The organism is Synechococcus lacustris Maggiore-St4-Slac, assembly GCF_024345595.1.
GTDB classification, from domain to species: domain Bacteria; phylum Cyanobacteriota; class Cyanobacteriia; order PCC-6307; family Cyanobiaceae; genus Synechococcus_D; species Synechococcus_D lacustris.
On sequence record NZ_JAGQBK010000011.1, the window covers coordinates 1 to 12,760 of the forward strand.

Consider the following 12,760-nt stretch of genomic DNA (forward strand, 5'->3'; position numbering starts at 1 on the left):
CCATGAATGGCCAAGCCCCTATCACTATCCTCCTTCCGGTGTACGGGCGCAGTGCGCTTTTGGCGGAGGCATGGCATAGCTTGCAAGACCAGAGCGATCCTGATTGGCAATTGCTAATTGCTGATGATGGTTCCGATGGGGCCACTGCTGCATGGATTGCAGCTGGTCCGGCTAAGGATCAGCGCACCACTTGGATACGTCGATCCCAGAACTTAGGCTTGTTTGCCAATCTCAATGCTGCGCTTGAAACCCTGGATGAAATCAGCTGGGTTTTGTTGCTCTGCAGCGACGATCGCTTACTCCCTGATGCCGTAGCCACTATAAAAAAACTACGGAATCAATGGCCTGAAGCACCTTGGATTTTAAGCACCCATTTGTCTATAGGTTCTCAAGGTGAACCATTAGCTAATACGAGCGCCGTAGATCATTGTCAATTTGCTGCAACCACTTGCACATTTAAATCCGATGAGTTCATTCCGCTTTTGCTTCGCTACGGCAGCATTAATGGCAATTTAACTGGGATGGCATTTTCTGTTCAATTCTGGCGTGAGGCAGGTGTATTTCGATCTGATTGGCGCCATGCGGCAGATTGGGAATGGCTTATACGTGCTTCGGAAAAGGCTCCAGTGTTACTCAATCGGGAGCCGATTGCGCAAGTGCGTACCCATCCAGCCCAGCTCTCAAATGCCAATCAAACAAGTGGTGATGAGTTGCTTGAGGTGGCGGCGGTGCAAAGATTGTTGCTAGCCCATCCGCTATTGAAAAATGAGCCGCGGCGATATAAGTGGGCTTCCCATCGGCTGCAATTTCAATTATGGAATCTATTTAAACAAGCTGCAAAAGGGAATTGGCATAGTGTATTAACAGGTTTGCAACATATCCATATAACTGTTGGCCTATTGCCCGCCTTTATTGCCCTTTTGACTTGGCTACCCCAGCGCTTTAGAAGCTTTCATTCACAATTAAGATGATTAATCAACAATCGCTACGGATATTATTCCTAACCGATGATCGTGAGGATTACTTGGCTGATGGCCTGCTCCATGGCTTGAGGCAGTTGCCTGGGCTGGAAGTGGTTGATTATCCCCGAAAGGAATGTATGTATGAAGGGGGCCGTAAATGCAAAGTTGCACCAGAGTTTGGTGTGCGCGGTGGTGGCTTCAGCCTATATGGCCTTCTAACGGAACCTCAGGGCGGGATTGATCGTAGTTTTATTTGGCAACGGCTTGCGGCCGGTTGGTTTAACGCTGTGTTGATTAGTAATGTTTGGCGCCAATGGGGATCTCTCTTGCAATGGCATGAATTGCTTGCAACACAACCATTGCTTTTACTGGATGGTGACGATGATCAGCGCCTTTATCCCCGCAGTGGCACACGCGTACGTCAATTTGGCATTGGAACTGGCTTATCCAATTTATTACAGCAACCAACCACCCATATATTTAAGAGGGAACTTACCAACAGAAGCAGGAAGTGGGGATTACGGCTTAATATTCATCCTTTGGCCTTTTCAATTCCAGAATCTCTAATATTATCACAACTGCCAAGTAAAAGTTTGCTTTTTTCTTCCCATATTGTTGATCGGGATTTATCTGCCAAACTTGGGGCTAGTGCAAATTATGTTTTTGCTGATGAACAGTCTTATCGGAGTGATTTAGCTAGCTCCAGATTTGGCATTACTACTCGTCGCGCTGGTTGGGATTGTTTGCGCCATTATGAAATCGCCGCTGCCGGGGCTGTTATTTGTTTTCGTGATCTAGATAAAAAACCAGTTGGTTGTGCTCCCCATGGCTTGATTGATGGTTTGAATTGTATTTCATATGGATCCAGTGATGAATTGCTTAGCCGTATTGAGAGTATAAGTATTCAACAAGAAAATGAATTGCAGAATTCAGCATTGGCCTGGGCCCATAAAAATTCTACTGTAAATCGTGCGCTTGAATGCTTGTTGCTGGCGGGCTTAAATGCGCCTCCTAATTAGTTTGCTTTTCTACCCATGGATGTAGTAAGATTCTATTACCTATGCTTTTAAGGTGTTTTATAATAGGATATTCAAATCTTTCGGCCGCAGGTTGCTTGGCATGAAGGCCCCAATGGGCGCAAGCGACTGGCGCCCAAGCTTGATTGCTTCCTTAGTGGATGATCCTGCAAGCCAAACCCATCCTGAACTGGCTTGGATCTTGAGGGCAGTTGCCAATGCTGCATCCCTAAGGCTGCCAGATGCTCCTTTTTTTAATGTGTTTCCCGGTGAGCATTACCGTTTATTGGCTGGCATGATCCTGGAATTACAACCTGAATTAGTGCTTGAAATCGGCACCTACACGGGCATGTCTGCCCGGGTTATCTGTGATTATAGCCCAGCAAATTGTTCAATTCATACTTTTGACCTATTGGCTTGGGATGGTTTTGAAAGTTACTTAAAACCTGATGATTTTAAGGGCCAACGCCTGCAGCAACATCTGGATAATCTTGCAAATAGCGAGGTATTTAATCGCTATTTCCCCCTCTTGGATCAGGCGCAACTGATCTTTTGTGATGCCCCAAAAGATGGCATATTTGAACCTGCCTTTCTTAGCCTTTTGGCAGCGGCTAACTTATCTCAACGCCCCCGCTGGTTATTACTTGATGATATTCGTTTACTGCCAATGGTTGAATGTTGGCGATCAATTTCATCACCAAAGCTCGACCTAACATCATTTGGCCACTGGAGCGGCACCGGCTTAGTTGACATAAGCCTAGGTTTGCATTTGCGCTGAGCTTGCTTATGCCAAACCAGTTGCGCATCCTCCATGCCCTACCTGTGTGGGCCCCCGCTTGGCAATATGGCGGGCCCGTGCGCAGCGTTGGTCGCCTTTGCGGTGCCCTTGCTGATAGGGGCATCAAGGTGGAAGTGATCACAACCACCGCTGGTTTACCCGATTGGCCGCCAGCAGAAATTGGTGTGCCGCTTGAGCGAGATGGCATCACCATTACCTATTACCCGGAGGATCAACCGGGTGGAGCGATTCGCTCACGCGCCTTATTAGCAGCCTTGCCAAAGCACCTCGCCCGCAATCAGTTGCTTCACATAAGCGCCCTCTGGCAACCCTTGGGTCCACCGCTGCAGCGGGCAGCCCAGCGCCTTGGCCTGCCTGTGGTGCATAGCCTGAGGGGAGCGCTTGGCCCCTATAGCCTCAGCCGCGGCTGGTGGAAAAAGCTGCCTTACTACTGGCTAGTGGAACGGCCTTGCCTCAAGCGTGCCGCCGCCTTACACACCACTTCAGGCCGTGAGCAGCGCGAATGCAACAACCCATTGCTTGGCCTTGGGGGCTTGCCCCCCCGCTGGCTTTTGCCCAATCCCCTCGAGCTAGCAGCCTTTGGTTTTGATCCCCAGCAGCGCCTGGCCTGGCGCACCACCCATAAACTGAAAGCAAAGGAGCCCCTATTTTTGGTGTGCGGCAGGCACCATCACAAGAAGGGTTTAGATCTGTTGGCACCGGTTTTTAAAGCGCTTGCCCATCTGCCTTGGCGTTTTGCTTTGGTGGGCCCAGATGAAGATGCCAGCGCGGCCGCCCTCGAGCAAAGCCTTAGGTGCCATGGTTTAGGCGAGCGCCTATTGCGATTGCCATTGCAACAGGCGACTGAATTGCCAGCTCTTTTTGCCGCTGCCGATCTTTTACTAATGCCAAGCCGCCATGAAAATTTCGGCAATGTGGCCCTTGAAGCCCTGGCCTGCGGTTGCCCAGTGTTGTTAAGTGATGGCGTGGGTGCGGGCGAGGAATTGGAACGGTTACTTACAACACAACCCTGGGGTGCAGTGCTACCTCGCCGCTCGCATTTATGGAGCCAGTGGTTAGCGAATTGGCTTATGGATTTCTCTATTAAACCGTTAAGGCTTGATCCGCAGTTGTTAGTGGATCATTACGGCAGCAGCGCGGTGGCAGCCAATTGCGAAGCCCTCTATCGCACCCTGTTGTGACACCTTCGGTGGCAGGGGTTGTGCTCACCCTAAATGAAGCAACAGATCTGCCTCGGGCCCTGGCTTCCCTGAGCTGGTGCCAGGAACTATTGGTGCTTGATTCCGGCAGCAACGATGGCACCACCGCCCTTGCCGCTTCCCTAGGCGCCCAAGTGCTGGTTAATAAACCAGGTGGTGAATTTTTGATTAGTGAACAACGCAATTGGGCCCTAACCCATGGAAATCTGCAAAGCAGCTGGGTGTTATTTCTCGATGCGGATGAGGAACTTAGTAGCGCAGCTATTGCTGCTATCAAAAAGGCTTTGGCAAAGGCTGCCCTATCGCCAGCGGCGCCTGTTGGTTTTGAACTAACGCCCCGTTATTGGTTCCTAGGCCGTTGGTTGCGCCACACCCAGGGTTATCCCAATTGGCATCCCCGCTTGTTGCAACGCCAATGCCTTCGCTTTGAAGGCGGCGTTTGGGAAAGTTTTTGCAGCTTTAACGGCGGCCCACCAGGGCCGGTGGCTCGTATCCAAGAACCCTATGAGCACTATGCCTTTAGCAAAGGAATAGACAGCTGGCTTGAGCGCCACCGCCGTTATGCCAATTGGGAAGCCGAAAAAATTACCGCCTATCTAGATGGCGGCGGCAGGGAAGCCCTTGGCACGAGGCGTTGGCGTCGCCTGCGGCAGTTGGCGGCAATCGCTTGGCCCCTGCGACCCTTAGCTCGATTTGGTCAAAAATATTTGTTGCAGGGCGGCTGGCGAGAGGGTTGGCAGGGATTTTTATTTGCCCTACTAATGGCCACCTACGACCTGATCACAGTGGTGAAGGTGATCGAACTACGGCGTAAACGGGGTGGATTGCCACTTTGAATAAATTGCCAAGGCGAAAGATATGGCTGATAACTGAGCATTTCGCCCCTAGCCACGGTGCTACGGCTCAATTGATGGGCGACCTTGCCCTAGGGCTTGCCGCCCAGGGCAAACGGGTGGTGGTGCTCACGGCCACGGCTGATCCTGCAAATCAAGTTTTTAGTTGCCTGCAGTTGGTGCGCTTAGGGGCAGCCCCCGGTGAAACGCCACAGCTGTTGATTAAGGCCTGGCGGGGACTGCGCTTTTTTTTGCTTGCCTTCTGCTGGTGCAGTTGGTTTGGGCGCCGCGGCGACAAGTTATTAATTGCCAGTAATCCTCCTTTTATTGGATTGCTAGGCCCATTATTGCAATGGCGTGGTATCAAATATGTGTTCCTATTTCAAGACCTTTTTCCCCATTCAGCTGTGCTCAGCGGCCTGTTGCGAGCTGATGGTTATCTCACCAAATTATTTAAATTGTTAATGGGCTGGGTATGCGTCGGTAGCTATCGCACAGTGGTGTTGAGCGAGGCGATGGCAACTGCTTTGCAAAATGATTATCGCCAGCGATTACCAATCCAAGTAATTCATAATTGGGCTGTGGAAAAGGCTCTTCCCGGCAGCCGCACCCAAAATATATTTGCCCAAGAATTGGGCGTAGCTGATTACTTCTTGGTGCAATATTCAGGCAACTTTGGTAGGTTGCATGATCTTAATACCCTCCTGGAAGCTGCCCTATTATTACGTGAGAAGCCGTTCCGTTTTTTGTTTATCGGTGGTGGTGCTAAACAGGTTGAATTGGAAAACTTTGTGCAACGCCAGCAACTAAAAAATGTTATGCAGTTGCCCTATCAAGCTAGAAATAAATTAGCGATAACCCTTGGTGCCTGTGATATTGCTGCGATTGCTTTGCAGCCTGGGGTAGAGGCCACAGTTGCCCCATGTAAGTTCTACGGGATCCTTGCCAGTGGCCGGCCAGTTTTGTTGGTTGCTAATCCCAATTGCGATATGGCTCGTTTATTAATTGAAAATCAATGCGGCCTTGTGGTGCCACCAGGTGATGCCAATGGGCTGGCCCAACAACTGCTTGTTTTGCAACGGGATCCGGAACGCTTAAGTGCCATGGCGCAACGGGCCCTTGCCCTTTATAAACAACGTTTTGGCCTAGAGAAATCGCTGCAGGCCTATTCGGCCCTATTACAGTGAAGATTCTTTTAATTAGCTATGACCTGCGCCGCCGCGGTGGAATTGAGCGGCTCAGCCTTGATGTTGTTGGAGCACTGCAAGCCCAGGGCCATCATTTGGTGCTGCTAAGCACCAGGCGTTTGGGGCCGGGTTTGATTGGTCGACTACTGGGCCAGCTCTGGTTTTTATGCCAATTAGCCATAGCAAGCCGCCGGTGCGAGCAATTGTTTTGTATGCATGCTTTGTTGCTTGCCCAGGTGGATTGGCTATTGCCGCGCCCAATGCCGCGCTTGTGCTGGCTCCATGGGGTGGAAGTGTGGGGAAAGGCATTGGCGCCACTGGCTATTGCCCTGTGCCGGTGCCGTTTATTAGTGGCAAGCAGCAATTTCACCCGCAGCAAGGTTTTAGAGCACTCCCATCCCTGGCCGCCCGTGGTGGTTATCAACCCACCGGCAAGGCTTTGGTTAGGGCAGGTATTACCTGAACCATTGCCAGCTCAAGCGCAGGATTTACGCATGCTTACCGTTGCCCGCATGGCTGCTGATGAACGCTATAAGGGCCATGATCTGATTATCGAGGCGCTGTGTTTGCTTCATACAGATAATTGGCATTGGCAGATAGTGGGTATTGGCGATGATCAGCCCAGGCTTAGGGCCTTAGTAAATAATTTGGGCTTAGCTGATCGAGTGTGTTTTAGTGGGGCCCTTAACGATGATCAATTGCGCCAGGCATATCAAGATTGCAATTTGCTTGCGATGCCAAGTAGTTATGGCTTACGCGCCGATGGCAGTGCCATGGGTGAGGGATTTGGCATTACCTACCTGGAAGCCGCCATGGCGGGCCGCGCTTCTTTGGCTTGTATCGAAGGGGGGCAAAGCGATTTAATTCAAGCTGGCAAAACTGGTTGGCTGGTGCAACCCAATGTGGATGATCTGCTAATAAACTTGCAAGCGATTCTTAATAATCATGGTGAGTTGGCTCGCCGAGGAGCTGCGGCGAAACAATATGCTTCTAATAATTTTGGCTTCCGCAACTTTGAAGAGGCAATCAAAAAAACTACGCAAAATCTCCCATTGCAGGCCTGAGCAATGTGTGGTTTATTTGCTCGTTTTGGCTCGCCTATATCCACTGCCCATCAAAAGGCGGTACTAGCAGCTCTCAAGGGTCGTGGCCCCAATGCTCAAGGCAGCCACCTTGAACATCTAAACGATCAAAATAATAACTGGATTACCCTCCTGCATACACGCCTGGCGATCCAAGATCTATCTCCGTTGGGTAACCAACCAATGACGTGCCCAGAAGCAAAGCTATCTCTGGTATTTAATGGCGAAATTTATAACCAATGGGAACTACGCCAAGAGTTGGAACGTTGTGGGATTTGTTTTCGTTCAAATAGTGATACGGAGGTGTTATTACATGGCTATCGCCATTGGGGTGCAGATTTATGGGGCAAATTAAATGGCATATTTGCAGTTGCTATTTGGGATGGCATTCGCCAGGAGTTATGCCTTGCAAGGGATAGTTGTGGCGTTAAACCATTGCTTTGGCAAAGGCAAGGAGCTGCTGTAACCGTAGCTTCTGAGCTAAGTGCTTTTGAAGCAGCATCCCTCGCCAGCCGCCGCAAACTATTAATTAATGGCCTTCAATCCTATGCCCTTTGGGGGGCAGTGGAGGCTCCCTACACCTTATTGGAAGGGGTGGAAGTATTCCCAGCTGGCCACTACGTTATTTGCAACAGCCATGCACAACAGGCTCCCCAACCATTTGCTGCACCACTAACTGCCCCTAAGCCCCTAGATGAATTATTAGCCCAGGCTGTTGTTCGCCAGGCAATCGGTAATCAACCGGTTGGTTTATTTCTTAGTGGTGGGTTAGATTCCGGCCTTTTGGCAGCGCTATTACGTAAACATCAACAGGGCCCAATTCATAGCCTTGCCATAGGTTTTGAGCAGTTGCCTGGAGCAGTGGATGAAACAAATCTGGCTGCCCTCACCGCAAATCATTTACAACTAAGCCATCAGCGGGTGTTGATTACAGCCCAGGCATTGGAGGCTGCTTTTGAACCTTTTCTTGCTGCCATTGATCAACCAAGCATTGATGGCTTTAATACTTTTTTGGTAGCCCAGGCCGCAAGGGCCCAGGGCATGGTGGTTGCTTTTTCAGGGCTTGGGGCCGATGAGTTGTTTTATGGCTACGGCCATATGGGATGGCCTAAGCCGTTGCAAAGGTTGGCCTGCCGCCGCATACCTGCAAGTGGTTTAACACCTTGGCGTAAGCATTCTCTTTTGCGCCAGCGGGCAGAGCGCTGCGGCAGCACAGGCGCTTCTAATCAAGAATGCAGCAGCTACATGGCCAATACCCTTTTGCGAGATAGTGATGCCGTAACAATGGCCCAAGGCTTGGAGCTACGGGTGCCTTTTCTGGATCCAGATTTAATCGCCTTTGCCAAAACTAAAAGCGCTGTTGAACATCTTATCGCTGGGCCTAAAACGTTATTGAGGCAGCAGGCGCAGGCCCTATTGCCCACTGAAATTCTGCAGGGCCCTAAACGTGGATTTAATTTACCATTATCCCCATGGCTATCTAGCAATAAACGATTTAGCCCCAGCCGTTTGGTGCATAAGCTCGCTCAAATCGATATTCCCGCCCAGGCAATCTGGCGCAGTTGGTATTTAATGCAGCTCAGCCCCAGGCGTTTTGCATCCTATTGGCGTTGGGTGGTGCTTAGTGAGTGGCTGGAGCAGGTTTAATCAGCGCTGTTAACGATTGGTTCAACCACTGAGCTACCCGCCGGTGCCCTGCGGCGGTGAGGTGATCATCCAGTTGGAAATAGCAGGAGCTATCGCAGGCTTGGCTGAGGTTGAGCAGCAGCACTCTGGTGTGGGGCAACTGTCGCCGTAGGCTGCCTAGGGAATGTTTGAGATCTCGGTACACAGAGGCATTCCAAAGGCCGTAGTCGCTGCTTACAAACACCACCAAACTCTTGCCGGCTAACAATTGCTTGTAGGGCATAAAGCTGGCCACAAATGCCTCCCCATGTTTTGGGAATGGCACATCCAGAGGATTGGCTTCCGCCTTAAGAATCCCCTGCAACCAATGTTCTGTGAAAAGACGCAGGTGGCCTAAATTTGAGGCATCCAGTAGCAGCTCAGGCTTCACATAGGGCGTGTTAGTGGCATAGCTGAGATAGCTGCTGGATTGGAAGCGTTGCTTGCCCGTGGAGCTGTTTTCCCCCCAGTCATTTACGCCGTATTGCAGCAGGATCGTGCGGGCACTGGCATAGCCCTGGGGGTAAAGCCCGGCGTAGCGCTCCAGTAGCCGCAGTTCCCGGGCGGTGCCATAGCTGGAGATGCCCAGATTCAAGCTGGGTTGCAATTTGGGGCTCAGCAAACTGGAGTAGCGCTCTTCAGACTCCACACCCCAGCCCATGGCGTGGGAATCGCCGATCACGATGCTGCGCGGCTGCCGCAGTGCTGCTTCGCTGTCGCGCACACCCATGCTGTTGAACTGATGGGTGGTGCGAAATTCCAAATTGTCAAAACGACAACTCGCCCTGGGCTGGCCGATGTAGGTGAGGGTTTGATCCCGCTGGAAGCAGTCTTTACGGCCCTGGATTCCCTGACGGTAGATATTTAGATAGGGCCAGCGGGCCAGCTCCAGCAGCGGGCCCCATGCCAAGCGTGGATGGCGTAGGGCCCAGTGGGCCAGCAGCCAGGGCCCCAGCAGGGGACTTAGTAGAAGCGCCAAAACCGCCAGGTTGATAGCTACCAGGCGGACGGGGTTGCTCCAGGCTTTGGGGGTCATGGGTTTGGCTTCAGGCTGCTGGCCACCGCCTCCGCCAGTTGTTCGGGCCTTGGCAAAAACTTGTTGGCAATGGTTGGTGAGTTTGCCAGGTTCCAGGGGCCCCTTAGGGCTTGGGCCAAAGCCTGGGGATCTCCACTGGGGAACAACCTATGGGGGGCTTCCCCCAGCAAATCCCTAGCGCAGCCCGGATGGTCACTGGCTATCACCCGTAGGCCAAATTGCAGGGCCTCATTAACCACTAGCCCCCAGGTTTCCCCCTGCACCGAAGGAAACACAAGCGTGTCGGCAACTGCGTAAAAGCGCCCCAACTGCGACTGATTCTGAAAGCCCACAAAGCGGCTACGTCCAGGCAACTGTTCTTCGATGGCGGCAGCGAAGGCCTCTCTTAAAGGGCCATCCCCCACCACCACCAGCCACAACTGCCTTTGGCGTTCCGCTGGCAGCAGCGCCAGGGCCTTGGCGAGCAGCAGCGGCCCCTTCACGGGGGTGATTTTGCCCACACTAAGCAGCACTTCTGCCGTGGCTGGAATCTGCAGGGCCCTGCGCAGTTCGTTGCGTTGGGGCATCCAGTGTTCCACTTGCCGTTGGAAATACTCCACATCTACGGCAAATGGCACCGCTTTGCGGCGGTGGGAAGGCACTCCTAAACGGGCAAAATGATCATTGGAATCACTGCCGATTGGAAATATTTGGCTAAATAAACAGTAATAACGCCTTAGCAATTGATCTTTTAACAAACTTTTCCATGGGGCCCTTTGGAAGGCGCGATCAGTGCCATCGGCCCGCAGTAATAGCTCTTCACCATGGGCAGCAAGTATTAGGGTGCTAGCGGTAATAAATAAGGGGCTATAGGCAAATATCAAAACCGCATCAGCTCTCCAGTTGTGAATTTGTGCGCTGCCTTTCCAGGCAAGCTGAATTGCAGTGGCAGGTTTTGCCAAGTTGGCTAGGGGGCTTTCGCTAAGAAAGCAATGATCAAATCCAGCCGTGGGGGCACTATCCCAGGCAAACGACACGCCAAAGTCTGGGTCGAGGCTGGGTTTAACACCATGATTACAACCAAAAAATACTTTTACCTTTAGATCTTCACAGGCAGCTAAGGCTTGAAATACCGGTTTGAAATATTGCACCGGATGGGTAATTAATACTGCTAGGCGCTTAGATTTGCTTTTCATTTGATGAGCTGTTTATCAGTGCAGATCAGCTGAGCAAGAACTGTTGCTGCTAATTGGTGGCCATTGATATTCCAATGGCCAATTCCTTTCGCTTTGCCAAAGCCATGCAATATCAGGCCTTTTTGATCAACTTGTTGCTGCATGGCAGGTGCCAGGGCGGTGTAAGCAATTCCTAGGGGTTGAAGTAAAGCGGCGAGCTGTTTTTCCTTGGCGAATATCTGGCTTGGGCGCTGGTTGCGCCGAGGCCACACCTGCTCAGGGCTGGTGAGGCTCACCACAAGCAGCTTTGCCCCTTCTGCTTTTACTTCTGTATTTAGTTGTTTAATTAGAGCTTCGGTGAGGGCCCAACCGCTTGGGCTTGCTGGTGCTACTTGTGGCGGTGTGTTTTGGTTGCTTTTAGAATTTGAGTTTATTGGATTAGCACTGCGGTTTTTTGCTTCATTTAGCAATTGCGCCAACCGGCTATGCTCTACAAACCAGTTAAGGCTGCGTCCAGGTAAACTATTTCGAAATATACTTGCGGGGGATTGGCGGAAATCGTTATTAATATGCAGTGTGCCATTTCGATCTAAATAAAAGAAAGGCCTATCATTTCTGGCCGTAGGTGTATTGTCATTGATGTCATTACCTAAAAATACAGCAAGAATAACCAGGTTGGGTTTGTTATGGCGTGCATCAGATCTCCAGGTAAGCAGTTGTTGACCAGTGCCATAGGCGCCAACACCAAAATTCATCACTTCTAAACCTTTTGGATAATTAGATATCAATGTGCAATCAGGCTTGTGATTTACCTGCTTTTGTAATTGTGCCCACCAGGTTTCGTTTTGATTCACCTGGAATGCTTCACTAAATGAATCCCCCAATACGGCCACTCGCAATACTCCTTTTGTTGGCAGGGCAGCATGGTTGCTATCGCGGAAGCCCGCTTTATTAATACTTACCCAGCCGCGGCCCTCTTGATTCCACCACCCTGTTGCCCCTGGCCTGTGGCTAAAGCCCCGCACGGGGTGAAATTGATAAAAAGCTGGCTTTTCAAGGGCGGCTAAACGCAATGCAAATTCTGCCAATAGCAAAAATATCAACAAAACAGCAATATTCATCACCCCCAAACGCAGCAAGGGAATCAAATAGCTACGGCTGGCAAACTTGAAGGCCAATTCTTTAGAATAATGTGTAGATAAATGGTGCTAAGGCCGAACCCTGGGTGAGCACCACTAGGCCGCCAAGTAATACCAAGGTTACAATTAGAGGTAGCAACCAAAACTTTTTGCGTTCATTTAAAAAGCCCCACACATCTGCAAGTAGTTCGAATATTGCCATGGCCTTATGGATTGGATAGATGTCTTGATTATACATTGGAAGCCCAGGAATCAACCGCGATCAATTTCATGGCGAACAATTTCTACCACGGTTTTACCATGTGGCTGCCTGGGCGTGATTTTGAAACCAACCTGTAGCTGTTGGCTTGTTGGTTGGTTTTACGTTTAAGCGGATCAATGCCGCGGGCGCGCATGATCAAGCCCATGGGCGTAAATATTCCATAAAAAAGTAGAGTTAAAATAATTCTGCTATTTATTGCACCAAGCACATTGCCAAGCCTCAACCATAGTTTCTCAATTGGCGCGAGGGTTTCTGGTGCTAGTAGTGCTAATGCCACTAAAATGCTATTAACTATCCACAACCAAATTGGTGCTGGATGATTGCGCAACCATGGGCCGATTACACCAAAGATCAAGCTAAGGCCACCGGCTAATACAAAGCCAAATTCCCTAAGTTTTATTTTTTGTGATTTATGTGCCATGGGTA

Annotated in this window: 13 protein-coding genes; 8 read left to right on the forward strand and 5 right to left on the reverse strand. The window is 50.6% G+C overall.

Features of this window, described 5'->3' with window-relative positions; genetic code table 11:
* The 8 genes from KBY68_RS08825 to asnB all read left to right on the forward strand — a co-directional run.
* Window positions 1–971 (forward strand): glycosyltransferase (locus KBY68_RS08825; protein WP_255096836.1); only part of this gene is annotated, 971 nt, incomplete at its 5' end.
* A complete protein-coding gene (locus KBY68_RS08830; protein ID WP_255096837.1) occupies window positions 968–1,981 on the forward strand; it encodes a hypothetical protein in 1,014 nt (337 codons plus the stop codon). The genes KBY68_RS08825 and KBY68_RS08830, both read left to right, overlap by 4 nt.
* A 100-nt stretch (window positions 1,982–2,081) precedes the next feature.
* Window positions 2,082–2,756: an O-methyltransferase gene (locus tag KBY68_RS08835; RefSeq protein ID WP_255096838.1), complete on the forward strand. Its 675-nt coding sequence runs from the start codon at window positions 2,082–2,084 to the stop codon at window positions 2,754–2,756.
* 8 nt (window positions 2,757–2,764) lie between these two features.
* Window positions 2,765–3,958, forward strand: coding sequence for a glycosyltransferase (locus KBY68_RS08840; protein ID WP_255096839.1), 1,194 nt, complete (start codon window positions 2,765–2,767; stop codon window positions 3,956–3,958).
* Window positions 3,955–4,812, forward strand: coding sequence for a glycosyltransferase family 2 protein (locus KBY68_RS08845; protein ID WP_255096841.1), 858 nt, complete (start codon window positions 3,955–3,957; stop codon window positions 4,810–4,812). Before KBY68_RS08840 ends, KBY68_RS08845 begins: the two co-directional genes overlap by 4 nt.
* 5 nt (window positions 4,813–4,817) lie before the next feature.
* Window positions 4,818–5,996, forward strand: a complete 1,179-nt coding sequence (locus tag KBY68_RS08850; RefSeq protein WP_255096842.1) for a glycosyltransferase family 4 protein — start codon at window positions 4,818–4,820, stop codon at window positions 5,994–5,996.
* Window positions 5,993–7,060: a glycosyltransferase family 4 protein gene (locus KBY68_RS12320; protein ID WP_255096843.1), complete on the forward strand. Its 1,068-nt coding sequence runs from the start codon at window positions 5,993–5,995 to the stop codon at window positions 7,058–7,060. Before KBY68_RS08850 ends, KBY68_RS12320 begins: the two co-directional genes overlap by 4 nt.
* Before the next feature lie 3 nt (window positions 7,061–7,063).
* On the forward strand, window positions 7,064–8,725 hold the full coding sequence (gene asnB, locus KBY68_RS08860) for an asparagine synthase (glutamine-hydrolyzing) (RefSeq protein WP_255096844.1): 1,662 nt from the start codon (window positions 7,064–7,066) through the stop codon (window positions 8,723–8,725).
* Here asnB and KBY68_RS08865 read toward each other — a convergent pair.
* The 5 genes from KBY68_RS08865 to KBY68_RS08885 all read right to left on the reverse strand — a co-directional run bounded on the left by KBY68_RS08865 (window position 8,700) and on the right by KBY68_RS08885 (window position 12,755).
* Window positions 8,700–9,779, reverse strand: a complete 1,080-nt coding sequence (locus KBY68_RS08865) for an SGNH/GDSL hydrolase family protein (protein WP_255096845.1) — start codon at window positions 9,777–9,779, stop codon at window positions 8,700–8,702. The genes asnB and KBY68_RS08865 overlap by 26 nt on opposite strands.
* Window positions 9,776–10,954 (reverse strand): glycosyltransferase family 4 protein, encoded by a 1,179-nt coding sequence (locus tag KBY68_RS08870; RefSeq protein ID WP_255096847.1) that lies wholly within the window; start codon window positions 10,952–10,954, stop codon window positions 9,776–9,778. The genes KBY68_RS08865 and KBY68_RS08870 overlap by 4 nt, the downstream gene beginning before the upstream one ends.
* Window positions 10,951–12,111 (reverse strand): SGNH/GDSL hydrolase family protein, encoded by a 1,161-nt coding sequence (locus KBY68_RS08875; RefSeq protein ID WP_255096848.1) that lies wholly within the window; start codon window positions 12,109–12,111, stop codon window positions 10,951–10,953. Before KBY68_RS08875 ends, KBY68_RS08870 begins: the two co-directional genes overlap by 4 nt.
* 4 nt (window positions 12,112–12,115) lie before the next feature.
* Window positions 12,116–12,274, reverse strand: a complete 159-nt coding sequence (locus tag KBY68_RS08880) for a DUF5989 family protein (protein WP_255096849.1) — start codon at window positions 12,272–12,274, stop codon at window positions 12,116–12,118.
* Between the two features lie 82 nt (window positions 12,275–12,356).
* On the reverse strand, window positions 12,357–12,755 hold the full coding sequence (locus KBY68_RS08885; RefSeq protein ID WP_255096850.1) for an SxtJ family membrane protein: 399 nt from the start codon (window positions 12,753–12,755) through the stop codon (window positions 12,357–12,359).
* Window positions 12,756–12,760 lie beyond the last annotated feature (5 nt).

Bases quoted from the DNA above. Each gene is read 5' to 3' on its own strand.
- KBY68_RS08830 (WP_255096837.1), top strand. From the start codon at position 968: ATGATTAATCAACAATCGCTACGGATATTATTCCTAACCGATGATCGT.
- KBY68_RS08870 (WP_255096847.1), bottom strand. From the start codon at position 10,954: ATGAAAAGCAAATCTAAGCGCCTAGCAGTATTAATTACCCATCCGGTG.
- KBY68_RS08835 (WP_255096838.1), top strand. From the start codon at position 2,082: ATGAAGGCCCCAATGGGCGCAAGCGACTGGCGCCCAAGCTTGATTGCT.
- KBY68_RS08865 (WP_255096845.1), bottom strand. From the start codon at position 9,779: ATGACCCCCAAAGCCTGGAGCAACCCCGTCCGCCTGGTAGCTATCAAC.
- asnB (WP_255096844.1), top strand. From the start codon at position 7,064: ATGTGTGGTTTATTTGCTCGTTTTGGCTCGCCTATATCCACTGCCCAT.
- KBY68_RS08885 (WP_255096850.1), bottom strand. From the start codon at position 12,755: ATGGCACATAAATCACAAAAAATAAAACTTAGGGAATTTGGCTTTGTA.
- KBY68_RS08880 (WP_255096849.1), bottom strand. From the start codon at position 12,274: ATGGCAATATTCGAACTACTTGCAGATGTGTGGGGCTTTTTAAATGAA.
- KBY68_RS08840 (WP_255096839.1), top strand. From the start codon at position 2,765: ATGCCAAACCAGTTGCGCATCCTCCATGCCCTACCTGTGTGGGCCCCC.